We start from the raw sequence: 22,558 nt of genomic DNA on the forward strand, positions 1-22,558 counted from the left end.
ATTTTGCGAGGGCTTTATGGCTCGTACTACTCCGATTAGTCGCTACCGTAACATCGGTATCGTCGCTCACGTGGATGCTGGTAAAACCACCACCACCGAGCGCGTCCTTTTTTACACTGGCAAAAGTCACAAAATGGGCGAGGTGCATGACGGCGCCGCGACCACAGACTGGATGGTTCAGGAGCAGGAGCGTGGTATTACCATTACTTCTGCTGCCATTACCGCCTTCTGGAAAGGTTCCGAGAAGCAGTACGCTCACGAGCATCGCTTCAACGTAATCGATACCCCGGGCCACGTAGACTTCACCATTGAAGTAGAACGTTCCCTGCGCGTACTCGACGGCGCTGTCGTTGTGTTCTGCGGTACTTCGGGTGTTGAGCCTCAGTCGGAAACCGTATGGCGTCAGGCCAACAAATACGGCGTTCCACGTCTTGTTTACGTAAACAAGATGGACCGTGCTGGTGCTAACTTCCTGCGCGTGATCGGTCAGATCAAGCAGCGTCTGGGTCACACTCCGGTGCCGATCCAGCTGGCTATCGGTTCGGAAGACAACTTCCAGGGCCAGATCGACCTGATCAACATGCAAGCCGTTTACTGGAACGACTCTGACAAGGGTATGGTTCCGGTTCGCAAGGAAATTCCTGCGGACATGGCTGAGCTGGCTGCTGAGTGGCGCAACAACATGGTTGAGGCTGCTGCCGAAGCCAACGAAGACCTGATGAACAAGTACCTGGAAGGCGAAGAGCTGTCGATCGAAGAGATCAAGGCTGCTCTGCGTGCACGTACTATCGCCGGCGAAATCGTTCTGGCTGTTTGCGGTTCTTCCTTCAAGAACAAGGGTGTTCCCCTGGTTCTCGACGCCGTTATCGACTTCCTGCCTGCTCCGACCGACATTCCTGCTATCAAGGGTTCCAACCCTGATAACGAGGAAGAGGAAATGGAGCGTCACGCAAGCGACGACGAGCCGTTCGCGGCCTTGGCGTTCAAGATCGCTACCGACCCATTCGTGGGTACCTTGACCTTCGTCCGCGTTTACTCGGGCGTGTTGAACTCCGGCGACGGCGTGATCAACTCGGTTAAAGGCAAGAAAGAGCGCGTGGGTCGTATGGTGCAAATGCACGCAAACGCCCGTGAAGAGATCAAGGAAGTACGCGCTGGCGACATCGCGGCCCTGATCGGCATGAAGGACGTCACCACCGGTGAAACCCTCTGCAACGCTGACAAGCCAATCATCCTGGTTCGCATGGACTTCCCGGAGCCGGTTATTTCGGTTGCCGTAGAGCCTAAGACCAAGGATGACCAGGAAAAAATGGGTATCGCTCTGGGCAAGCTTGCTCAGGAAGACCCGTCTTTCCGCGTTAAAACTGATGAAGAGACTGGTCAAACGATCATCTCCGGCATGGGCGAGCTGCACCTGGACATCCTGGTTGACCGGATGCGCCGTGAGTTCAACGTCGAAGCCAACATCGGCAAGCCTCAAGTTTCGTACCGTGAGCGCATCACGAAGAACTGCGAAATCGAAGGCAAGTTCGTTCGTCAATCCGGTGGTCGTGGTCAGTTCGGTCACTGCTGGATCCGTTTTGCTCCTGCTGACGAAGGTCAGGAAGGTCTGCAATTCGTGAACGAAGTAGTAGGTGGTGTGGTTCCTAAGGAATACATCCCGGCTATCCAGAAGGGTATCGAAGAGCAGATGAAGAACGGCGTTGTTGCCGGCTATCCGCTGATCGGCCTGAAGGCTACCGTGTTCGATGGTTCTTACCACGACGTCGACTCCAACGAGATGGCGTTTAAAGTGGCTGCTTCCATGGCGACCAAGCAACTGGCCCAGAAGGGCGGTGGTGAGCTGCTTGAGCCGATCATGGCGGTAGAGGTTGTTACGCCTGAAGACTATATGGGTGATGTGATGGGCGACCTTAACCGTCGTCGCGGCATGATCCAGGGTATGGAAGACACAGTGTCTGGCAAGGTTATCCGTGCCGAGGTTCCACTGGGTGAGATGTTCGGTTATGCGACCGACGTCCGTTCCATGTCTCAGGGTCGCGCAAGCTACTCTATGGAATTCAAAAAATACGATACGGCTCCGTCGCACATCGTCGAATCCGTTACCAAAAAACAAGGCTGATTCAGCCCCTTTAGGCTAGGAGTTAATTGTCGTGGCTAAAGAAAAATTTGATCGTTCCCTACCGCACGTAAACGTTGGCACCATCGGTCACGTTGACCACGGTAAAACCACTCTGACCGCTGCTCTGACTCGCGTCTGCTCCGAAGTTTTCGGTTCGGCCGTAGTTGAATTCGACAAGATCGACAGCGCTCCAGAAGAAAAAGCTCGTGGTATCACCATCAACACCGCGCACGTTGAGTACAACTCGACTATTCGTCACTACGCTCACGTTGACTGCCCAGGTCACGCTGACTACGTGAAGAACATGATCACCGGTGCTGCCCAGATGGACGGCGCGATCCTGGTTTGCTCGGCCGCTGATGGTCCGATGCCACAAACCCGTGAGCACATCCTGCTGTCCCGTCAGGTAGGCGTTCCGTACATCGTGGTTTTCCTGAACAAGGCTGACCTGGTAGACGACGCTGAGCTGCTGGAACTGGTTGAGATGGAAGTTCGCGACCTGCTGTCGACCTACGACTTCCCAGGCGACGACACTCCGATCATCATCGGTTCGGCTCGTATGGCGCTGGAAGGCAAAGACGACAACGAAATGGGCACCACTGCCGTTCGTAAACTGGTTGAAACTCTGGATACCTACATCCCTGAGCCAGTTCGTATGATCGACAAGCCATTCCTGATGCCAATCGAAGACGTATTCTCGATCTCGGGTCGCGGTACTGTTGTGACTGGTCGTATCGAGCGCGGTATCGTTCGCGTTCAAGATGCTCTGGAAATCGTTGGTCTGCGTGACACCACCACCACCACCTGCACCGGTGTTGAGATGTTCCGCAAGCTGCTGGACGAAGGTCGTGCTGGCGAGAACTGCGGCGTTCTGCTGCGTGGCACCAAGCGTGACGACGTTGAGCGTGGTCAGGTTCTGGTTAAGCCGGGTTCGGTTAAGCCGCACACCAAGTTCACCGCAGAAGTTTACGTTCTGAGCAAGGAAGAAGGCGGTCGTCACACTCCGTTCTTCAAAGGCTACCGTCCACAGTTCTACTTCCGTACTACTGACGTGACTGGTAACTGCGAGCTGCCAGAAGGCGTTGAAATGGTAATGCCAGGTGACAACATTCAGATGACTGTTACCCTGATCAAAACCATCGCGATGGAAGACGGTCTGCGTTTCGCTATCCGTGAAGGCGGTCGTACCGTCGGCGCTGGCGTCGTAGCCAAAATCATCGAGTAATCTCTTTTTTGAGATAGCTTTGATGAGTTGAAAAAGCCCCCGCTTAGCGGGGGCTTTTTTATTGGGTTGACACCTATCTGGGGCGTCTATAGAATTGCGCCTCCTTTTAACGGGCGTATTGCGCCCGGTGGGAATAGCAGCCGGAGTCTGAAATCCAATGCAAAATCAGCAAATCCGTATCAGGTTGAAGGCTTTTGACCATCGCCTGATCGACCAATCAACCCAGGAAATCGTGGAAACCGCGAAACGTACTGGTGCTCAAGTGCGTGGTCCAATTCCACTGCCTACCCGTAAAGAGCGGTTTACCGTTCTGGTTTCCCCGCACGTCAACAAAGACGCGCGTGACCAGTACGAAATCCGCACTCATAAGCGCGTTCTGGACATCGTCCAGCCAACGGATAAAACCGTTGATGCACTTATGAAGCTTGATCTTGCGGCCGGTGTGGAAGTGCAGATCAGCCTCGGCTAAGACTCGGTCTTAGTCGTGTAACGCTCTGAAATGGGCGGCCATAGCGGGTGAAAGCCCCGTACACTCATGAGGTTTACAACATGACTATTGGTGTAGTCGGTCGTAAAGCGGGTATGACCCGTATTTTCACCGAAGAAGGTGTCTCCATTCCGGTCACGGTCATTGAGATCGAGCCGAATCGCGTCACCCAGTTCAAAACTGAAGAAACCGATGGCTATCGTGCAGTGCAAGTCACTGTCGGCGAGCGTCGTGCTTCCCGTGTAACAGCTGCTCAGGCTGGCCACTTCGCTAAAGCGAACGTTGCCGCTGGTCGTACCGTAATGGAATTCCGCCTTGAAGAAGGCGAGTACCAGGCCGGCGATCTGATCAACGCTGAAATCTTCGCCGCTGGTCAACTGGTTGATGTAACCGGTCAGTCCAAAGGTAAAGGCTTCCAGGGTACGATCAAGCGTTGGAATTTCCGCGGGCAAGATAACACCCACGGTAACTCCGTATCCCACCGCGTCCCAGGCTCTATCGGCCAGTGCCAGACTCCTGGTCGTGTATTCAAGGGCAAAAAAATGTCCGGTCATATGGGCGCTGAGCGCGTGACCGTGCAGTCCCTGGAAGTAGTGCGCGTGGACGCTGAACGCAATCTGTTGTTGGTCAAGGGTGCTGTTCCTGGCGCTACTGGCGGCAACCTGGTTGTACGTCCAGCAGCCAAGGCTCGCGGTTAAGGGGAAGCTGACATGCAATTAAATGTAAATGACGCTCAAGCGATCGAAGTTTCCGAACTGACATTTGGCGGCGAGTTCAACGAGACGCTGGTTCACCAAGCAGTCGTGGCCTACATGGCCGGCGGCCGTCAAGGTAGCAAGCAGCAAAAGACCCGTTCCGACGTTCGTGGTGGCGGTAAGCGCCCATGGCGTCAGAAAGGTACTGGCCGTGCTCGTGCCGGTACTATCCGTAGCCCAATCTGGCGCGGCGGCGGCACCACTTTCGCAGCTCGTCCACAAGATCACTCCCAGAAGCTGAACAAGAAGATGTACCGCGCAGCAATGCGTTCCATCCTTGCTGAGCTGGTGCGTACTGATCGTCTGGTTGTGGTTCAGGATTTCGCAGTTGAAACTCCGAAAACCAAAGACCTGCTGGGCAAACTGAACAACATGAGCCTGACCGACGTTCTGATCGTGTCGGACGCTGTTGATCAGAACCTGTACCTGGCTGCTCGCAACCTGCCACACGTAGATGTACGTGACGTGCAAGGTTCCGATCCAGTTAGTCTGATCGCATACGACAAGGTGTTGATCACCGTGTCGGCCGTGAAGAAATTCGAGGAGCTGCTGGGATGAACCAGGAACGCGTATTTAAAGTTCTGCTTGGCCCGCACGTTTCCGAGAAGGCTACGGTTCTGGCAGACAAGAAAGGCCAGTTCGTTTTCAAGGTTGCTACTGACGCAACCAAGCTGGAAATCAAGAAGGCCGTCGAAAGCCTGTTCAGCGTGAAAGTTGAGCGTGTTACTACCCTGAACGTTCTGGGTAAGAGCAAGCGCACCGCTCGCGGTCTGGGCAAGCGTAATGACTGGAAGAAGGCAGTTATCTCCCTTCAGCCAGGCCAAGATCTCGATTTCAGCAGCAGTGCTGAGTAAGGAAGGGGTGCATCATGGCAATCGTTAAATGCAAACCGACTTCCCCTGGCCGCCGTTTTGTGGTCAAGGTGGTCAACCAGGAGCTGCATAAAGGCGCTCCTCACGCACCGCTGCTCGAGAAAAAATCGAAGTCTGGTGGTCGTAACAACAATGGCCGTATTACCACTCGTCACATCGGTGGTGGTCATAAGCAGCATTATCGTCTGGTCGACTTCCGTCGCAACGACAAAGATGGCATCGCTGCCACTGTCGAGCGTATCGAATACGATCCAAACCGTACTGCTCACATCGCTCTGCTGCTGTACGCAGATGGCGAGCGTCGCTACATCATCGCCCCTAAAGGCGTGAGCGCTGGCGACCAGCTGATCGCAGGTGCTCTGGCACCGATCAAGCCGGGCAACGCTCTGCAACTGCGCAACATTCCAGTTGGTAGCACCGTACACGGCATCGAACTGAAGCCAGGTAAAGGCGCACAAATCGCTCGTTCCGCTGGTGCTTCGGCTCAGCTGATCGCTCGTGAAGGCGTTTACGTGACCCTGCGTCTGCGTTCCGGTGAAATGCGTAAAGTACTGGCTGAATGCCGTGCGACCCTGGGCGAAGTCTCGAACTCCGAGCACAGCCTGCGTTCGCTGGGTAAAGCTGGTGCCAAGCGCTGGCGTGGCGTTCGCCCAACCGTTCGTGGTGTTGCCATGAACCCGGTTGACCACCCACATGGTGGTGGTGAAGGTCGTACCTCTGGTGGTCGTCATCCGGTATCGCCATGGGGCTTCCCGACTAAGGGCGCGAAGACTCGTGGTAATAAGCGTACCGACAAAATGATCGTCCGTCGTCGCAAGTAAATAGAGGGATACGACAGTGCCACGTTCTCTGAAAAAAGGTCCTTTTATTGATCTTCACCTACTGAAGAAGATCGAAGTGGCGGCGGAAAAGAACGATCGCAAACCAATTAAGACTTGGTCGCGTCGTTCGATGATCCTGCCACAAATGGTCGGTCTGACCATCGCAGTACACAACGGTCGTCAGCACGTCCCAGTTCTCGTTAACGAAGACATGGTCGGCCACAAACTGGGCGAGTTCGCCGGTACCCGCAACTATCGCGGGCACGTGGCAGACAAGAAAGCCAAGCGTTAAGGGGTAAGGAAATGGAAGTAGCCGCTAAGTTGTCGGGCGCTCGAATCTCCGCCCAGAAAGCCCGCTTGGTCGCCGACCAGATCCGCGGGAAGAAGGTGGGCGAAGCGCTCAACCTGTTGGCTTTCAGCAGTAAGAAAGCCGCCGAGATCATGAAAAAAGTGCTGGAGTCGGCCGTAGCCAACGCCGAGCATAACGAAGGCGCAGACGTTGATGACCTGAAGGTCAGCACCGTTTTCGTCAACGAAGGGCGTTCGCTGAAGCGCATCATGCCACGTGCCAAAGGCCGTGCTGATCGCATCGTCAAGCGGTCTTGCCATATCACTGTCAAGGTTGCTGACAAGTAACGGAGTCGAAGAGATGGGTCAGAAAGTACATCCCATTGGCATTCGCCTGGGAATCGTCAAGGAGCACACCTCCGTCTGGTACGCAGACGGTCGGACTTATGCGGACTACTTGTTCGCTGATCTGAAGGTGCGTGAATACCTCCAAGACAAACTAAAAAGCGCGTCCGTAAGCCGTATCGATATCCATCGTCCGGCCCAAACTGCACGCATCACCATCCACACCGCTCGTCCAGGTATCGTTATCGGGAAGAAAGGTGAAGATGTTGAGAAACTGCGTCAGGACCTGACCAAGCAAATGGGTGTGCCTGTGCACATCAATATCGAAGAGATCCGCAAGCCGGAGCTCGACGGTATGCTGGTTGCGCAGAGCGTAGCTCAGCAGCTGGAGCGTCGCGTAATGTTCCGTCGCGCTATGAAGCGCGCTGTACAGAACGCCATGCGCATTGGTGCCAAAGGCATCAAAATCCAAGTGAGCGGTCGTCTCGGCGGTGCTGAAATCGCACGTACTGAATGGTATCGCGAAGGTCGTGTGCCACTGCACACCCTGCGTGCCGACATCGACTATGCCAACTACGAAGCTCACACCACTTACGGTGTGATCGGTGTAAAGGTTTGGATCTTCAAGGGCGAAGTAATTGGTGGTCGCCAAGAAGAACTGAAACCACAAGCACCAGCGCCTCGTAAAAAAGCTGCTAAGTAAGGGGTACGCCAAATGTTGCAACCAAAGCGTACGAAGTTCCGCAAGCAGATGACCGGCCACAACCGTGGTCTGGCACTGCGCGGTAGCAAAGTCAGCTTCGGCGAGTTCGCGCTGAAGTCTGTAGCTCGTGGTCGTCTCACCGCTCGTCAGATCGAGTCAGCGCGTCGTGCTCTGACCCGTCACGTAAAACGTGGCGGCAAGATCTGGATCCGTGTATTCCCGGACAAGCCGATCTCCAAGAAGCCTCTCGAGGTTCGTATGGGTAAAGGTAAGGGTAACGTGGAGTACTGGGTTGCCCAGATTCAGCCAGGCAAAGTCCTGTATGAAATCGAGGGTGTTTCTGAAGAGCTGGCGCGTGAGGCTTTCGCCCTGGCTGCTGCAAAGCTGCCGCTCGCCACCTCCTTTGTTAAACGGACGGTGATGTGATGAAAGCGAATGAACTTCGTGAAAAATCCGCACAGCAGCTGAACGAGCAACTGCTCGGCTTGCTGCGCGACCAGTTCAATCTGCGCATGCAGAAAGCAACTGGCCAGTTGGGGCAGTCTCATCTGCTCTCGCAAGTTAAGCGTGACATCGCTCGCGTGAAGACTGTGCTCAACCAGCAGGCAGGTAAGTGATCATGGCTGAAGCCGAAAAAACTGTCCGTACGCTGACTGGCCGTGTTGTCAGCGACAAGATGGACAAAACCATCACCGTTCTGATCGAGCGTCGCGTTAAGCACCCGATCTACGGTAAATACGTTAAGCGTTCGACTAAGCTGCACGCGCACGACGAAACCAATCAGTGCCACATCGGCGACAAAGTCACTATTCGTGAAACTCGTCCGATGGCCAAGACCAAGTCTTGGGCGCTGGTTGATGTTCTCGAACGCGCTGTGGAAGTCTAAGGGCTAGGGGTCGGAGAAATTATATGATTCAGACTCAATCCATGCTCGATGTGGCCGATAACAGCGGCGCTCGCCGCGTTATGTGCATCAAGGTGCTGGGTGGCTCCCATCGTCGTTACGCTGGTATCGGTGACATCATCAAAGTTACCGTGAAGGAAGCAATTCCTCGCGGTAAGGTGAAAAAAGGCCAAGTGATGACTGCTGTTGTAGTCCGCACTCGTCACGGCGTACGTCGTGCTGATGGCTCCATTATCCGCTTTGATGGCAACGCTGCTGTTCTTCTGAACAACAAGCAAGAGCCGATCGGCACCCGTATCTTTGGGCCAGTGACCCGTGAACTTCGTACTGAGAAGTTCATGAAGATCGTCTCGCTCGCCCCAGAAGTGCTGTAAGGAGATCCGACATGCAAAAGATTCGTCGTGACGACGAGATCATCGTGATCGCCGGCAAAGACAAAGGTAAGCGCGGTAAGGTGCTGAAGGTTCTTGCTGACAACCGTCTGGTTGTTGGTGGTCTGAACCTGGTCAAGCGTCATACCAAGCCTAACCCGATGTCGGGCGTACAGGGCGGTATCGTCGAGAAAGAAGCGCCACTGCACGCTTCTAACGTCGCCATCTTCAACGGCGAAACCAACAAGGCTGACCGCGTTGGTTTCAAAGTAGAAGACGGTAAAAAAATTCGTGTCTTCAAGTCGACCCAAAAAGCGGTTGATGCTTGAACACTGCTAGGTAGAAGACCATGGCACGACTAAAAGAGATTTACCGGAAGGAAATCGCTCCGAAACTTAAGGAAGAACTTAAGCTTTCGAACGTGATGGAAGTTCCGCGCGTTACCAAAATCACCCTGAACATGGGTCTGGGCGAAGCGATCGGCGACAAAAAAGTCATCGAGCACGCTGTTGCTGACCTGGAAAAGATCACCGGCCAGAAAGTCGTTGTGACCTACGCTCGCAAATCCATCGCTGGCTTTAAAGTCCGTGAAGGTTGGCCGATCGGCGTCAAAGTGACCCTGCGCCGTGAGCGTATGTACGAGTTCCTGGATCGTCTGCTGTCGATCTCCCTGCCTCGGGTTCGCGACTTCCGCGGCCTGAATGCCAAGTCCTTCGATGGTCGTGGCAACTACAGCATGGGCGTGAAAGAGCAGATCATTTTCCCGGAAATCGACTACGACAAGATCGATGCTCTCCGCGGTCTGGACATTACCCTGACCACCACTGCCAAGAACGATGATGAAGGCCGCGCTCTGTTGCGTGCTTTCAAATTCCCGTTCCGCAACTGATTGGAGTAGGAAAATGGCCAAGAAGAGCATGAAGAACCGTGAGCTGAAGCGTCAGCTCACCGTTGCCAAGTACGCCACCAAGCGTGCAGCGCTGAAAGCTATCATCGTTGATCTGAACGCAAGTCCAGAAGCGCGTTGGGAAGCTACCGTAGCTCTGCAGAAGCAGCCACGTGATGCAAGCGCTTCGCGCATGCGTAACCGCTGCCGCCTGACTGGTCGTCCGCACGGCGTTTACCGCAAGTTCGGCCTGGGCCGTAACAAGCTGCGTGAAGCTGCAATGCGTGGTGACGTTCCAGGTCTGGTTAAAGCCAGCTGGTAATTGCTGTCAAAGTCTCGATGGTCGGGTTCGCAAGAACCTGACCATCGGTGGCCTTGAACATGAATCAAGCCCCTTTTGGGGCTTGATTCATTTCTGGGGTATGTCTAGAATGACCGGCTCGCCTGAGCCCGTGTTTTTTATGCCCGGAATTTCTCGGCGACAAGTAGTAGCCGCAAGGCTAATTTTTCTGTATTAGGAGCGTCTAGCCCATGAGTATGCAGGACCCGTTAGCGGACATGCTAACTCGAATCCGTAATGCCCAGATGGCTGAAAAGTCCGTCGTAAGCATGCCTTCTTCCACGTTGAAGGTGGCTGTAGCTAAAGTCCTGAAGGACGAAGGTTACATCGCGGGTTATCAGATCAGCAGCGAAACAAAACCACTGCTGTCTATCGAGCTGAAATATTTCGAAGGCCGTCCGGTCATCGAAGAAGTCAAGCGCGTTAGCCGTCCAGGCCTGCGTCAGTACAAGTCCGTCGAAGATCTGCCAAAAGTACGTGGCGGTCTCGGTGTGTCTATCGTCTCCACCAACAAAGGTGTGATGACTGATCGTGCTGCGCGCGCTGCCGGTGTCGGCGGCGAAGTTCTTTGCACTGTGTTCTAAGGGGGGATAAGCATGTCTCGCGTCGCTAAGAACCCCGTTAAGCTGCCAGCCGGTGTCGAAGTCAAATTCGCAGGCCAACAGCTTTCGGTGAAGGGTGCCAAGGGCACTCTCGAACTGAACGTCCATTCGTCCGTTGAGATCGTTGAAGAAGCCGGTGAGCTGCGTTTTGCTGCTCGCAATGGCGATCAACAAACTCGCGCAATGGCCGGTACCACTCGTGCGTTGGTTAACAACATGGTCCAGGGCGTAAGCCAAGGCTTCGAGCGCAAGCTCCAGCTGGTCGGTGTTGGTTACAAAGCGCAAGCAAAAGGCACAGTGCTGAACCTGGCTCTTGGCTTCTCGCACCCAGTGGATTATGAACTGCCGGAAGGCATCACCGCTGAGACCCCTAGCCAGACCGATATCCTGATCAAGGGCATCGACAAGCAGCTGGTAGGTCAAGTGGCCGCCGAGATCCGCGACTTCCGTCCACCAGAGCCGTACAAAGGCAAAGGTGTGCGCTACGCGGACGAAGTCGTCCGTCGTAAAGAAGCCAAGAAGAAGTAGGGCATAGCAAATGACCGACAAAAAAGTTACTCGACTGCGTCGCGCTCGCAAAGCACGCCTGAAAATGCACGAACTCGAAGTCGTGCGTCTCTGCGTGTTCCGCTCGTCGCAGCACATCTACGCCCAGGTCATTTCGGCCGACGGCAACAAAGTCCTGGCAAGCGCCTCGACTTTGGATAAAGAACTGCGTGATGGCGCCACTGGCAACATCGACGCGGCCACTAAGGTTGGCCAGCTGGTCGCTACGCGTGCTAAGGCCGCTGGCGTCTCGCAGGTGGCTTTCGACCGCTCTGGCTTCAAGTACCACGGCCGCGTTAAAGCGCTGGCTGATGCTGCTCGTGAAGCTGGGCTGGAGTTCTAAGTTATGTCAAATAACGACCAAAAGCGCGACGAAGGCTACATTGAGAAGCTGGTTCAAGTTAACCGCGTAGCCAAAACCGTTAAAGGCGGCCGTATCTTCACTTTCACCGCGTTGACCGTGGTTGGTGATGGTAAAGGGCGTGTTGGCTTCGGCCGTGGCAAGTCGCGTGAAGTGCCTGCTGCGATCCAGAAGGCAATGGAAGCTGCTCGCCGCAACATGATCCAGGTTGATCTGAACGGCACCACTCTGCAGTACGCAATGAAGTCCGCTCACGGCGCTTCGAAGGTGTACATGCAGCCTGCTTCTGAAGGTACCGGTATCATCGCTGGCGGCGCTATGCGTGCTGTCCTCGAAGTTGCTGGCGTTCAGAACGTTCTGGCCAAGTGCTACGGCTCGACTAACCCTGTAAACGTGGTTCACGCCACTTTCAAGGGTCTGAAGGCTATGCAGTCTCCTGAGTCCATCGCAGCCAAGCGTGGCCTGCGTGTTGAGGAGATCAAGTAATCATGGCTACCGTTAAAGTTACGCTGATCAAAAGCATGACCGGCCGCATCCCTAACCACAAACTGTGCGTTAAGGGTCTGGGTCTGCGTCGCATCGGTCACACTGTAGAAGTCCAGGATACTCCCGAGAATCGCGGGATGATCAACAAGGCTTACTACATGCTGCGTGTCGAGGGTTAATCGATGAAACTCAATGATCTGAGTCCAGCGCCGGGTTCCCGTCGCGAAAAGCATCGTCCGGGCCGTGGTATCGGTAGTGGTTTGGGTAAGACTGGTGGCCGTGGTCACAAAGGTCAGACCTCCCGCTCCGGTGGCACTATTGCTCCAGGCTTTGAAGGCGGTCAACAGCCGCTGCATCGTCGCCTGCCGAAGTTCGGTTTCGTTTCCCTGAAGGCCATGGACCGCGCAGAAGTGCGTCTGTCCGAGCTGGCTAAAGTGGAAGGCGACATCGTCACCGTGCAGTCCCTGAAAGATGCCAACGTGATCAACGTCAACGTACAGCGTGTGAAAATCATGCTGTCCGGTGAAGTGACTCGCGCTGTCACTATCGGCAAGGGAATCGGCGCCACCAAAGGTGCGCGTGCGGCTATCGAAGCAGCTGGCGGCAAGTTCGAGGAATAAATGGCTAAGCAAGGTGCTCTCTCTGCGCTCGGCAAAGGCGGTATGTCTGAACTCTGGGCTCGTCTGCGTTTTCTGTTCCTGGCGATTATCGTCTACCGAATAGGCGCACACATCCCGGTTCCAGGTATCAACCCGGACCGACTCGCGGACCTGTTTCGACAGAATGAGGGGACCATTCTTAGCTTGTTCAACATGTTTTCCGGCGGCGCGCTGGAGCGGATGAGCATTTTTGCACTGGGGATCATGCCGTACATTTCGGCATCGATCATCATGCAACTGATGACAGCCGTCAGCCCGCAGCTGGAGCAGTTGAAGAAGGAAGGTGAAGCTGGCCGTCGCAAGATCAGCCAGTACACCCGCTACGGCACCGTCGTCCTCGCTCTCGTCCAGGCCATTGGCATGTCCATTGGTCTGGCGGGGCAGGGCGTTGCGTTCACTGGTGACTTTGGCTTCCATTTCGTCGCGGTATCCACTTTTGTGGCTGGTGCGATGTTCATGATGTGGCTGGGTGAGCAGATTACTGAGCGTGGTGTAGGCAACGGTATCTCGATGTTGATTTTTTCGGGTATCGTCGCCGGTCTTCCGAGAGCAATCGGGCAGTCTTTCGAGTCTGCGCGTCAGGGTGATATCAACATCTTCGCCTTGGTTGCCATCGGTTTGCTGGCAGTAGCGATTATCGGTTTCGTGGTGTTCATTGAGCGTGGTCAGCGTCGTATCGCCGTTCACTACGCCAAGCGTCAGCAAGGCCGCAAGGTTTTCGCTGCGCAGACTAGCCACTTGCCGCTGAAGGTGAACATGGCCGGTGTTATTCCGGCTATTTTCGCGAGCAGCATTTTGCTGTTCCCGGCTTCGCTGGGTGCCTGGTTCGGTCAGTCTGAAGGTATGGGCTGGTTGCAGGACATCTCGCAGTCGATCGCTCCTGGTCAGCCGTTGAATATTCTGCTGTTTAGTGCAGGGATTATTTTCTTCTGCTTCTTCTATACGGCGTTGATGTTCAATCCGAAAGACGTAGCGGAAAACCTGAAGAAGTCCGGTGCCTTTATTCCGGGCATCCGTCCAGGTGAGCAGTCCGCGCGCTACATTGATGGCGTTCTGACTCGCTTGACCATGTTCGGTGCTCTTTACATGACGGCCGTGTGCCTGTTGCCCCAGTTCCTGGTGGTTGCAGCAAACGTTCCGTTCTACCTTGGCGGGACCTCGTTGCTGATCGTGGTCGTGGTTGTGATGGACTTCATGTCCCAAGTACAATCGCACCTCGTTTCGCACCAGTACGAATCCCTGATGAAGAAAGCCAACCTGAAGGGTTACGGCAGCGGCATGTTGCGCTGAGTACCCATAAGGTTCGAGGAGTTGGTGATGAAAGTTCGTGCATCGGTGAAAAAGCTGTGCCGTAACTGCAAGATTATTCGCCGCGAAGGTGTTGTTCGAGTAATTTGCAGCGCGGAACCGCGTCACAAACAGCGCCAAGGCTGAGTGTGATTGTGCTTCAAGCCCGGCAGCTAGTGCGCTGCCGGGTTGATTATTTGTTATTACAGCGATATTATCTCGCGCCCTATTTCTTGGCTTCCGGGGCGTAGGTAGCTGTCAATTGGAGTCCCACTGAATGGCCCGTATTGCAGGCGTTAACATTCCAGATAACAAGCATACTGTTATCTCGCTGACCTACATCTATGGTGTTGGTCGCACTACTGCACAGAAGATTTGTGCAGAGACTGGGGTAAACCCAGCCGCAAAGATCAAGGATCTGAGCGACGAGCAGATTGAACAGCTGCGTGGCGAAGTGGCGAAGTTCACCACTGAAGGTGACCTGCGTCGCGAAATCAACATGAAAATCAAGCGCTTGATGGACCTCGGTTGCTATCGCGGTCTGCGTCATCGTCGTGGTCTGCCAGTACGCGGTCAGCGTACCAAGACCAACGCGCGTACCCGTAAAGGTCCGCGTAAGCCGATCCGCAAGTAATCGCCCCAGCGAATCGACAGGAATTTAATCATGGCAAAACCTGCTGCTCGTCCTCGTAAAAAAGTTAAAAAGACAGTGGTTGATGGCATCGCCCACATCCATGCTTCTTTTAACAACACCATCGTGACCATTACCGACCGTCAAGGTAACGCTCTTTCCTGGGCTACCTCCGGTGGTTCGGGTTTCCGCGGTTCCCGCAAGTCCACCCCGTTCGCTGCTCAAGTAGCTGCTGAGCGTGCTGGTCAAGCTGCGCTGGAATACGGCCTGAAAAACCTCGACGTGAACGTCAAGGGTCCAGGTCCAGGTCGTGAATCCGCAGTCCGCGCTTTGAACGGCTGTGGCTACAAGATCGCCAGCATCACCGACGTGACGCCAATCCCGCACAACGGGTGCCGTCCGCCGAAGAAGCGCCGCGTGTAATCCAGGAGATTGTAAAGAATGGCTCGTTACATTGGTCCAAAATGCAAACTCGCTCGTCGCGAAGGCACCGATCTCTTCCTGAAGAGCGGCGTGCGCGCGATCGAATCGAAGTGCAACATTGAAGCAGCACCTGGTATCCACGGCCAACGCCGCGGTCGCCAGTCCGACTACGGCACCCAACTGCGTGAAAAGCAGAAGGTCCGTCGTATCTACGGCGTTCTCGAGCGTCAATTCAGCGGCTACTACAAAGAAGCTGCTGGCAAGAAAGGTGCAACCGGTGAAAACCTGCTGCAACTGCTCGAATGCCGTCTGGACAACGTCGTATACCGTATGGGCTTTGGTTCGACTCGTGCCGAATCCCGTCAGCTGGTATCGCACAAGTCGATCAGCGTTAACGGTCAGACCGTAAACGTTCCTTCGTACCAGGTTCGTGCTGGTGACGTGGTCGCTGTTCGCGAGAAAGCAAAAAATCAACTTCGCATTGTCCAAGCTCTCGATCTGTGTGCTCAACGTGGCCGCGTAGAGTGGGTAGAAGTAGACACTGAGAAGAAGTCGGGCGTTTTCAAGAACGTTCCTGCTCGCAGTGATCTGTCCGCCGACATCAACGAAAGCCTGATTGTCGAGCTCTACTCCAAGTAAGGGCTAGAAAATAGGTGCATCCATGCAGATTTCGGTAAATGAGTTCCTGACACCCCGCCATATTGATGTGCAGGTTGTCAGTCCAACCCGCGCCAAGATCACTCTCGAGCCTCTCGAGCGTGGTTTCGGCCACACCCTGGGCAACGCGCTGCGCCGCATCCTGTTGTCCTCAATGCCCGGCTGCGCAGTAGTCGAGGCCGAGATTGACGGTGTGCTCCACGAGTACAGCGCCATCGAAGGTGTACAGGAAGACGTAATTGAAATCCTGTTGAACCTTAAAGGTCTGGCTATCAAGCTGCACGGCCGTGACGAAGTTACGCTGACCTTGTCGAAGAAGGGTTCGGGGGTGGTTACCGCTGCCGATATTCAGCTGGATCATGATGTCGAGATCGTTAATCCCGATCACGTAATCGCTAACCTGGCGTCTAACGGCGCCCTGAACATGAAGCTCACCGTAGCTCGTGGTCGTGGTTATGAACCAGCAGACTCGCGTCAGAGCGATGAAGACGAAAGCCGCAGCATCGGTCGCTTGCAGCTTGACTCTTCGTTCAGCCCGGTTCGCCGTATCGCATACGTGGTGGAAAACGCCCGTGTCGAACAGCGTACCAACCTGGACAAGCTGGTTATTGATCTGGAAACCAACGGTACTCTGGATCCTGAAGAGGCTATCCGTCGTGCTGCAACCATCCTGCAACAGCAGTTGGCTGCGTTCGTCGACCTCAAAGGTGACAGTGAGCCAGTGGTTGTCGAGCAGGAAGACGAGATCGATCCGATCCTGCTTCGCCCGGTTGACGATCTGGAACTGACTGTACGTTCGGCTAACTGCCTTAAGGCGGAAAACATCTATTACATCGGTGACCTGATCCAGCGCACCGAAGTAGAGCTGTTGAAGACTCCGAACCTGGGCAAGAAATCCTTGACTGAAATCAAGGACGTTCTGGCCTCCCGCGGTCTGTCCCTCGGCATGCGCCTCGACAACTGGCCGCCTGCAAGTCTTAAGAAGGACGACAAGGCGACTGCCTGATCGTCGTAATCACCGAACGTAGTGTTTGGTAAGGAATGAACCATGCGTCATCGTAAAAGTGGTCGCCACCTGAGCCGCACCAGCTCGCACCGCAAGGCCATGTTCCAAAACATGGCAGTGTCGCTGTTCGAGCACGAGCTGATCAAAACTACTCTGCCAAAAGCCAAAGAACTGCGCCGCGTTGCCGAGCCGCTGATCACTCTGGCCAAGACAGACAGCGTTGCTAACCGTCGTCTGGCTTTCGACCGTACTCGTTCGAAAGCTATCGTTGGTAAGCTCTTCAACGACCTGGGCAAGCGTTACGCTACCCGTGAGGGTGGCTACCTGCGCATCCTCAAGTGCGGTTTCCGCGCTGGCGACAACGCGCCTATGGCGTACGTCGAACTGGTTGATCGTGCTGTCGGCGGTGAAGCTGTATCCGCTGAGTAAGACGTCAGTCTGAAACAAAAAACCGGGCCTAGTGCCCGGTTTTTTGTGCCCGCAAGAAATGCGCGGTTCGTACAAGCTTCTACCCTGTTTGTGTCTGCACTATGTGTGGGGATTTATCGTTAGCTTTTCTCTATTGATGACCATGAGTTAATGAATTTGTGGCTGTCATGTTGATGATCGATACTCCCCAACAAGCCGATTAGCCGGCAGTTCAAGACTGACAGAGGAAGAAGATCGCATGAGCCAGAACAAGACGCTTACGACTGCCAGCGGCGCGCCAGTCGCCGATAACCAGAACTCCCGCTCTGCCGGGCCGCGTGGTCCGTTGCTGCTCGATGATTTTCACTTGATCGAGAAGCTTGCCCATTTCAACCGTGAAAACATTCCTGAGCGCCGCGTGCACGCCAAGGGCTCGGGCGCCTACGGTACTTTCACCGTCACTCGCGATATCACGCAGTACACCAGCGCCAAACTGTTCTCTGCGGTGGGTAAGCAGACACCAACCTTTCTGCGTTTTTCCACGGTGGGTGGTGAGCGTGGCTCGGCTGACACCGAGCGCGATCCTCGTGGCTTTGCCCTGAAGTTCTACACCGAAGAAGGCAACTGGGACATCGTCGGCAACAATACGCCAGTGTTCTTCATTCGTGATCCGCTGAAATTCCCTGACTTTATCCACACCCAGAAACGCCTGCCGCAGAGCAATCTGAAAAGTGCGCAGATGATGTGGGATTTCTGGTCGCACTCGCCTGAGGCACTGCACCAGGTCACCATTCTGTTTTCTGACCGAGGTATTCCTGACGGCTACCGCCACATGCACGGCTTCGGCAGTCACACCTATAGCTTGATCAGTGCGCAAGGCGAACGTCATTGGGTGAAGTGGCACTACAAAACCAAGCAAGGGATCAAGAACCTTGCGCCGGCAGATGCGGCACGCCTGGCGGGTACCGATCCTGATTACGCGCAACGTGATCTGTTCGAGGCCATTGAGCGCGGCGACTTCCCGAAATGGAGCGTGTGCATCCAGATCATGACCGAAGCCCAGGCCGCAGCACATTACGAGAACCCGTTCGACGTGACCAAGACCTGGTCGCAGAAGGAGTTCCCTTTGATCGAAGTCGGTGAGCTGGAGTTGAATCGCAACCCGCTGAACTACTTCGCCGAAGTCGAGCAAGCTGCATTCGGCCCGAGCAATATGGTCCCGGGTGTTGGTCTTTCGCCGGATCGCATGCTGCAAGGTCGCGTGTTTGCCTACGCCGATGCGCATCGCTATCGCGTAGGCACCAATCACCAGCAACTGCCAGTGAACGCCCCACGCAGTCCAGTGAATACCTACCAGCGTGATGGTTCGATGGCTTTTGGCAGCAACGGTGGTGCGACGCCTAACTACGAGCCGAACAGTTACGTAGAGTCGCCAAAGCAGGCGCCGCATTACGCTGAGCCTGCGCTGGCCTTGAGTGGCGCGGCTGATCGCTACGATCACCGCGAAGACACCGACTACTACAGCCATGCCGGTGCGCTGTTCCGTTTGATGAGCGACGAACAGAAAGCGCTGCTGGTCAGCAACATTGCCGGTGCGATGGCGGGTGTTTCGAGTGATGTCGTCGACCGCCAGTTGCAGCATTTCTACAAGGCCGACCCGGCGTATGGAGAAGCAATCGCAAAGCTGCTCAACGTACAGCTTAACGAAGTCTAAACGAGAAGCAGAACCGCCCTCATTAGGGCGGTTTTTGCGTTATTTAACCTGCTTTTCTCAGAATATCTTCGCTTTTATTGCGCGAAGTGAGTGACCTCGCAGTCAGGTTGGTTCAAACTACAGACTTTCAAGAAGGGAGATGTAGGGCGATGCAAGGCCACCCAGACGTTATCGATTACCTCAACACGTTGCTGACCGGCGAACTGGCCGCGCGTGACCAATATTTCGTTCACTCGCGGATGTATGAGGACTGGGGATTCACCAAGCTCTACGAACGAATCAACCACGAGATGGAAGAAGAAGCCGGTCATGCTGACGCTTTGATGCGCCGCATTCTGATGCTGGAAGGTACACCGCGCATGCGTCCTGATGATCTGGACGTCGGCACCACGGTGGAGACCATGCTCGAAGCGGATCTGCGCCTTGAGTACAAGGTGCGTGCCGCGCTGTGCAAAGGCATTGAGCTGTGCGAAAAGAATGGCGACTACGTAAGCCGCGATATCCTCAAGCTTCAGCTGCATGACACTGAAGAAGATCACACCTACTGGCTAGAAAAGCAGTTGGGCCTGATCAAGCTGATCGGCATTCAGAACTACCTGCAATCTCACACATCCTGATTGCGTCAGATACAAAAAAGCCCCTGTCACTGGTGAAGTGACAGGGGCTTTTTCATGCCTGGCAATCAGGCTCGATCGCGGATCAGCAGCGGCTTGAGGTAATGGCCAGTGTGAGATTGCTTCATCTCGGCCACTTCCTCCGGTGTGCCGGTGGCGATGATCTGTCCACCTTTCGAACCCCCTTCGGGGCCGAGATCCACCAGCCAGTCGGCCGTCTTGATCACGTCGAGGTTATGCTCGATCACCACGACAGTGTTGCCGTGGTCACGCAGGCGATGCAGCACGTCGAGCAGTTGCTGGATGTCCGCGAAGTGCAGGCCTGTGGTCGGCTCATCGAGGATGTACAAGGTCTTGCCAGTGTCGCGCTTCGACAGTTCGCGAGACAACTTGACCCGCTGCGCTTCACCGCCGGACAGCGTGGTCGCCGACTGCCCGAGCTTGATGTACGACAGACCCACATCCATCAGTGTTTGCAGCTTGCGCGCGAGCGCCGGCACCGCGTCGAAGAACTCCCGTGCTTCCTCGATGGTCATCTCGAGGGTTTCGTGGATGCTCTTGCCCTTGTATTTGATCTCCAGGGTTTCGCGGTTGTAGCGTTTGCTCTTGCACACGTCGCACGGTACGTAGATGTCCGGCAGAAAGTGCATTTCCACCTTGATCAGGCCATCGCCCTGGCAAGCCTCGCAGCGACCGCCCTTGACGTTGAATGAGAAGCGCCCCGGGCCATAACCACGGGAGCGGGACTCGGGCACGCCGGCGAACAGTTCGCGAATCGGCGTGAACAGCCCGGTATAGGTCGCCGGGTTGGAGCGCGGTGTACGACCGATAGGGCTTTGGTCGATATCCACGACCTTGTCCAGATGCTCCAGGCCCTTGATGCTGTCGTGGGCTGCCGCTTCCAAGGTGGTTGCGCCATTGAGTGCCGTGGCGCTCAGCGGGAACAGTGTGTTGTTGATCAGCGTCGACTTGCCCGATCCGGAGACGCCAGTCACGCACGTCAGCAGGCCGATCGGGATCTCCAGGTCCACGTTGCGCAGGTTGTTGCCGCGCGCGCCCTTGAGCGACAGCACCTGTTTCTTGTTGCGCGGCGTGCGCTTGGCCGGCACTTCGATCTTGACCCGGCCCGACAGGTATTTACCGGTCAGCGAGTCCGGGTGTGCCATGACTTCGGCCGGCGTGCCTTCGGCGACGATCTGCCCGCCATGAACGCCGGCGCCCGGGCCGATATCGACCACATAGTCGGCCAGCCGGATCGCGTCTTCGTCGTGCTCGACCACGATCACGGTGTTGCCGATGTCGCGCAGGTGCTTGAGGGTGCCGAGCAGGCGATCGTTGTCGCGCTGGTGCAGGCCGATGGATGGTTCGTCGAGAATGTACAGGACACCGACCAGGCCGGCGCCGATCTGGCTGGCCAGACGGATCCGCTGGGCTTCGCCGCCGGACAATGTGTCGGCACTGCGATCCAGCGACAGGTAATCCAGCCCCACGTTGACCAGGAACTGCAGACGCTCGCGGATCTCTTTGAGGATCTTGTCGGCGATTTCACCGCGCCGGCCAGTCATCTTCAGCTCGCCGAAGTAGTCGCAGGCATCGCCGATCGGCAGGTTGGTCACCGCCGGCAAGGTTTTCTCGCCCACCCACACATGCCGCGCTTCGCGGCGCAGGCGGGTACCACGGCAGTCCGGGCAGGACTGGGTGCTGAGGAACTTCGCCAGTTCTTCACGCACGCTGGCCGATTCGGTTTCGCGGTAACGACGCTCCAGGTTCGGCACGATGCCTTCGAACGGGTGCGAGCGTTTGACGATGTCGCCCCGGTCATTGAGGTATTTGAAATCGACGTTCTGCGAGCCACTGCCGTGCAGGATGAACTTCTGCTGATCGGCCGGCAGTTCGTTGAACGGTTGCTCCAGGCTGAAGCCGTAATGCGCAGCCAGCGAGCCGAGCATCTGGAAGTAATAGACGTTGCGCCGGTCCCAGCCGCGAATCGCGCCCTCGGCCAGCGTGAGTTCGCCGTTGACCAGGCGCTTGATGTCGAAGAACTGCTTCACGCCCAAACCATCGCAGGTCGGGCAGGCGCCGGCCGGGTTGTTGAAGGAAAACAGCTTGGGTTCCAGCTCGCTGATCGCATGGCCGCAGATCGGGCAGGCGAAGCGCGCGGAGAAAATCATCTCTTCGCCCGGCTCGTCGTCCATCGGCGCTACCAGGGCGATGCCGTCCGCCAGCTTCAGCGCGGTCTCAAAGGACTCGGCCAGACGCTGTTGCAGGTCGGCGCGCACCTTGAAGCGGTCAACCACGACTTCGATCGTGTGCTTCTTCTGCTTATCCAGTTTTGGCAGCTCGTCCAGCTCGCAGAGCCGACCGTTGACCCGGGCCCGGACGAAACCCTGGGCACGCAGTTCTTCGAATACCGAAAGGTGCTCGCCCTTGCGCTCACGGATCACCGGGGCCAGCAGCATCAGTTTGCTGCCTTCCGGCTGAGCCAGCACCAGGTCGACCATCTGGCTGACGGTCTGGGCTTCCAGCGGGATGTCGTGATCCGGGCAGCGCGGTGTGCCGACGCGTGCGTAGAGCAGACGCAGGTAGTCGTAGATTTCGGTGATGGTGCCGACCGTGGAGCGCGGGTTGTGCGAGGTCGACTTCTGTTCGATGGAGATCGCCGGCGACAGACCTTCGATGGTGTCGACGTCGGGTTTTTCCATCATCGACAGGAACTGCCGGGCATAGGCCGACAGGGATTCGACATAGCGGCGCTGACCTTCGGCGTACAGCGTGTCGAAGGCCAGGGACGACTTGCCGGATCCGGACAGGCCGGTGATGACGATCAGTTTGTCCCGTGGCAGGGTCAGGTCGATGTTCTTCAGGTTGTGGGTACGGGCCCCACGTATCAGGATCTTGTCCAAAGTGGCCTCGCTCGGCGGGCGTCGAAAACACAGGAGTATACGGCCAAATACTGGATGGATGCACACTATCAAATGAAGGGATTTCTGCCTTACATGAAGAGAGTTTCATCTGTACGTGGCAAAGCGTCGCGATATACCCCGT

The 22,558-nt window shown here is 55.8% G+C and carries 33 protein-coding genes; 32 read left to right on the forward strand and 1 reads right to left on the reverse strand.

All coding sequences use genetic code 11. The features are described from left to right. Positions 1-16 precede the first annotated feature (16 nt). From fusA to bfr, 32 genes are all read left to right on the forward strand, one after another. Positions 17-2,122 carry an elongation factor G gene (fusA, locus tag AC3WRD_RS10135; RefSeq protein WP_096823079.1) on the forward strand — a complete coding sequence of 702 codons (2,106 nt, stop codon included), beginning with the start codon at positions 17-19 and terminating at the stop codon, positions 2,120-2,122. A gap of 31 nt (positions 2,123-2,153) precedes the next feature. After that, the gene (tuf, locus tag AC3WRD_RS10140) at positions 2,154-3,347 is read left to right on the forward strand and encodes an elongation factor Tu (RefSeq protein ID WP_024014521.1); all 1,194 of its coding nucleotides are present in this window, start codon (positions 2,154-2,156) and stop codon (positions 3,345-3,347) included. A gap of 157 nt (positions 3,348-3,504) precedes the next feature. After that, entirely contained in the window at positions 3,505-3,816 is a 312-nt protein-coding gene (gene rpsJ, locus AC3WRD_RS10145) for a 30S ribosomal protein S10 (protein ID WP_003186070.1), read from the forward strand. Between the two features lie 80 nt (positions 3,817-3,896). After that, entirely contained in the window at positions 3,897-4,532 is a 636-nt protein-coding gene (gene rplC / locus AC3WRD_RS10150) for a 50S ribosomal protein L3 (RefSeq protein ID WP_007955641.1), read from the forward strand. A gap of 12 nt (positions 4,533-4,544) precedes the next feature. Further along, positions 4,545-5,147 (forward strand): 50S ribosomal protein L4, encoded by a 603-nt coding sequence (gene rplD, locus AC3WRD_RS10155; RefSeq protein ID WP_003228735.1) that lies wholly within the window; start codon positions 4,545-4,547, stop codon positions 5,145-5,147. Continuing rightward, the gene (gene rplW / locus AC3WRD_RS10160; RefSeq protein ID WP_002555488.1) at positions 5,144-5,443 is read left to right on the forward strand and encodes a 50S ribosomal protein L23; all 300 of its coding nucleotides are present in this window, start codon (positions 5,144-5,146) and stop codon (positions 5,441-5,443) included. Before rplD ends, rplW begins: the two co-directional genes overlap by 4 nt. A 14-nt stretch (positions 5,444-5,457) precedes the next feature. After that, positions 5,458-6,282: a 50S ribosomal protein L2 gene (rplB, locus tag AC3WRD_RS10165; RefSeq protein ID WP_003186055.1), complete on the forward strand. Its 825-nt coding sequence runs from the start codon at positions 5,458-5,460 to the stop codon at positions 6,280-6,282. Positions 6,283-6,298: 16 nt separating this feature from the next. Next, entirely contained in the window at positions 6,299-6,574 is a 276-nt protein-coding gene (gene rpsS / locus AC3WRD_RS10170; protein ID WP_011336172.1) for a 30S ribosomal protein S19, read from the forward strand. 11 nt (positions 6,575-6,585) lie between these two features. Further along, on the forward strand, positions 6,586-6,918 hold the full coding sequence (gene rplV / locus AC3WRD_RS10175) for a 50S ribosomal protein L22 (protein ID WP_003103908.1): 333 nt from the start codon (positions 6,586-6,588) through the stop codon (positions 6,916-6,918). Positions 6,919-6,931: 13 nt separating this feature from the next. Further along, entirely contained in the window at positions 6,932-7,618 is a 687-nt protein-coding gene (gene rpsC / locus AC3WRD_RS10180; RefSeq protein WP_003176422.1) for a 30S ribosomal protein S3, read from the forward strand. A gap of 12 nt (positions 7,619-7,630) precedes the next feature. Continuing rightward, positions 7,631-8,044, forward strand: coding sequence for a 50S ribosomal protein L16 (gene rplP / locus AC3WRD_RS10185; protein ID WP_003228729.1), 414 nt, complete (start codon positions 7,631-7,633; stop codon positions 8,042-8,044). Further along, positions 8,044-8,235, forward strand: a complete 192-nt coding sequence (gene rpmC, locus AC3WRD_RS10190; protein WP_002555481.1) for a 50S ribosomal protein L29 — start codon at positions 8,044-8,046, stop codon at positions 8,233-8,235. The genes rplP and rpmC overlap by 1 nt, the downstream gene beginning before the upstream one ends. A gap of 2 nt (positions 8,236-8,237) precedes the next feature. Then, positions 8,238-8,504 carry a 30S ribosomal protein S17 gene (rpsQ, locus tag AC3WRD_RS10195; protein ID WP_003194644.1) on the forward strand — a complete coding sequence of 89 codons (267 nt, stop codon included), beginning with the start codon at positions 8,238-8,240 and terminating at the stop codon, positions 8,502-8,504. Between the two features lie 23 nt (positions 8,505-8,527). Further along, a complete protein-coding gene (gene rplN, locus AC3WRD_RS10200; RefSeq protein WP_002555479.1) occupies positions 8,528-8,896 on the forward strand; it encodes a 50S ribosomal protein L14 in 369 nt (122 codons plus the stop codon). Positions 8,897-8,907: 11 nt separating this feature from the next. Then, on the forward strand, positions 8,908-9,222 hold the full coding sequence (rplX, locus tag AC3WRD_RS10205) for a 50S ribosomal protein L24 (protein WP_003186046.1): 315 nt from the start codon (positions 8,908-8,910) through the stop codon (positions 9,220-9,222). A gap of 20 nt (positions 9,223-9,242) precedes the next feature. Continuing rightward, complete coding sequence (gene rplE / locus AC3WRD_RS10210) at positions 9,243-9,782, forward strand: 50S ribosomal protein L5 (RefSeq protein ID WP_003210069.1); 540 nt, start codon at positions 9,243-9,245, stop codon at positions 9,780-9,782. A gap of 13 nt (positions 9,783-9,795) precedes the next feature. Next, positions 9,796-10,101 (forward strand): 30S ribosomal protein S14, encoded by a 306-nt coding sequence (rpsN, locus tag AC3WRD_RS10215; protein WP_003228726.1) that lies wholly within the window; start codon positions 9,796-9,798, stop codon positions 10,099-10,101. Between the two features lie 209 nt (positions 10,102-10,310). Continuing rightward, positions 10,311-10,703: a 30S ribosomal protein S8 gene (gene rpsH / locus AC3WRD_RS10220; protein WP_003228724.1), complete on the forward strand. Its 393-nt coding sequence runs from the start codon at positions 10,311-10,313 to the stop codon at positions 10,701-10,703. 12 nt (positions 10,704-10,715) lie between these two features. Then, the gene (rplF, locus tag AC3WRD_RS10225) at positions 10,716-11,249 is read left to right on the forward strand and encodes a 50S ribosomal protein L6 (protein ID WP_025129400.1); all 534 of its coding nucleotides are present in this window, start codon (positions 10,716-10,718) and stop codon (positions 11,247-11,249) included. 10 nt (positions 11,250-11,259) lie between these two features. Continuing rightward, a complete protein-coding gene (gene rplR / locus AC3WRD_RS10230; protein ID WP_003186037.1) occupies positions 11,260-11,610 on the forward strand; it encodes a 50S ribosomal protein L18 in 351 nt (116 codons plus the stop codon). 3 nt (positions 11,611-11,613) lie between these two features. Next, on the forward strand, positions 11,614-12,114 hold the full coding sequence (rpsE, locus tag AC3WRD_RS10235; protein ID WP_007955637.1) for a 30S ribosomal protein S5: 501 nt from the start codon (positions 11,614-11,616) through the stop codon (positions 12,112-12,114). Between the two features lie 2 nt (positions 12,115-12,116). Beyond that, on the forward strand, positions 12,117-12,293 hold the full coding sequence (gene rpmD / locus AC3WRD_RS10240; RefSeq protein ID WP_003176408.1) for a 50S ribosomal protein L30: 177 nt from the start codon (positions 12,117-12,119) through the stop codon (positions 12,291-12,293). 3 nt (positions 12,294-12,296) lie between these two features. Beyond that, positions 12,297-12,734: a 50S ribosomal protein L15 gene (gene rplO / locus AC3WRD_RS10245; protein ID WP_003228720.1), complete on the forward strand. Its 438-nt coding sequence runs from the start codon at positions 12,297-12,299 to the stop codon at positions 12,732-12,734. Next, positions 12,735-14,063 carry a preprotein translocase subunit SecY gene (secY, locus tag AC3WRD_RS10250; RefSeq protein ID WP_003228718.1) on the forward strand — a complete coding sequence of 443 codons (1,329 nt, stop codon included), beginning with the start codon at positions 12,735-12,737 and terminating at the stop codon, positions 14,061-14,063. 27 nt (positions 14,064-14,090) lie between these two features. Further along, a complete protein-coding gene (gene rpmJ / locus AC3WRD_RS10255; protein WP_002555468.1) occupies positions 14,091-14,207 on the forward strand; it encodes a 50S ribosomal protein L36 in 117 nt (38 codons plus the stop codon). A gap of 130 nt (positions 14,208-14,337) precedes the next feature. Next, positions 14,338-14,694, forward strand: a complete 357-nt coding sequence (rpsM, locus tag AC3WRD_RS10260; protein WP_009045849.1) for a 30S ribosomal protein S13 — start codon at positions 14,338-14,340, stop codon at positions 14,692-14,694. 30 nt (positions 14,695-14,724) lie between these two features. Further along, positions 14,725-15,114 carry a 30S ribosomal protein S11 gene (rpsK, locus tag AC3WRD_RS10265; RefSeq protein WP_002555466.1) on the forward strand — a complete coding sequence of 130 codons (390 nt, stop codon included), beginning with the start codon at positions 14,725-14,727 and terminating at the stop codon, positions 15,112-15,114. A gap of 18 nt (positions 15,115-15,132) precedes the next feature. Beyond that, a complete protein-coding gene (rpsD, locus tag AC3WRD_RS10270; RefSeq protein ID WP_003176404.1) occupies positions 15,133-15,753 on the forward strand; it encodes a 30S ribosomal protein S4 in 621 nt (206 codons plus the stop codon). A gap of 22 nt (positions 15,754-15,775) precedes the next feature. Continuing rightward, on the forward strand, positions 15,776-16,777 hold the full coding sequence (locus AC3WRD_RS10275; RefSeq protein ID WP_003186012.1) for a DNA-directed RNA polymerase subunit alpha: 1,002 nt from the start codon (positions 15,776-15,778) through the stop codon (positions 16,775-16,777). A 42-nt stretch (positions 16,778-16,819) separates the two neighbouring features. Beyond that, on the forward strand, positions 16,820-17,206 hold the full coding sequence (gene rplQ / locus AC3WRD_RS10280) for a 50S ribosomal protein L17 (protein WP_007955635.1): 387 nt from the start codon (positions 16,820-16,822) through the stop codon (positions 17,204-17,206). Positions 17,207-17,444: 238 nt separating this feature from the next. Then, positions 17,445-18,899: a catalase gene (locus AC3WRD_RS10285; RefSeq protein WP_102620889.1), complete on the forward strand. Its 1,455-nt coding sequence runs from the start codon at positions 17,445-17,447 to the stop codon at positions 18,897-18,899. 149 nt (positions 18,900-19,048) lie between these two features. Then, entirely contained in the window at positions 19,049-19,516 is a 468-nt protein-coding gene (gene bfr, locus AC3WRD_RS10290) for a bacterioferritin (protein WP_085733015.1), read from the forward strand. 65 nt (positions 19,517-19,581) lie between these two features. Here the strand turns inward: bfr and uvrA are convergent, their stop codons facing one another. After that, entirely contained in the window at positions 19,582-22,416 is a 2,835-nt protein-coding gene (gene uvrA, locus AC3WRD_RS10295; protein ID WP_096820724.1) for an excinuclease ABC subunit UvrA, read from the reverse strand. Positions 22,417-22,558: the final 142 nt, after the last annotated feature.

Source organism: Pseudomonas sp. FW215-R2 (assembly GCF_058789255.1).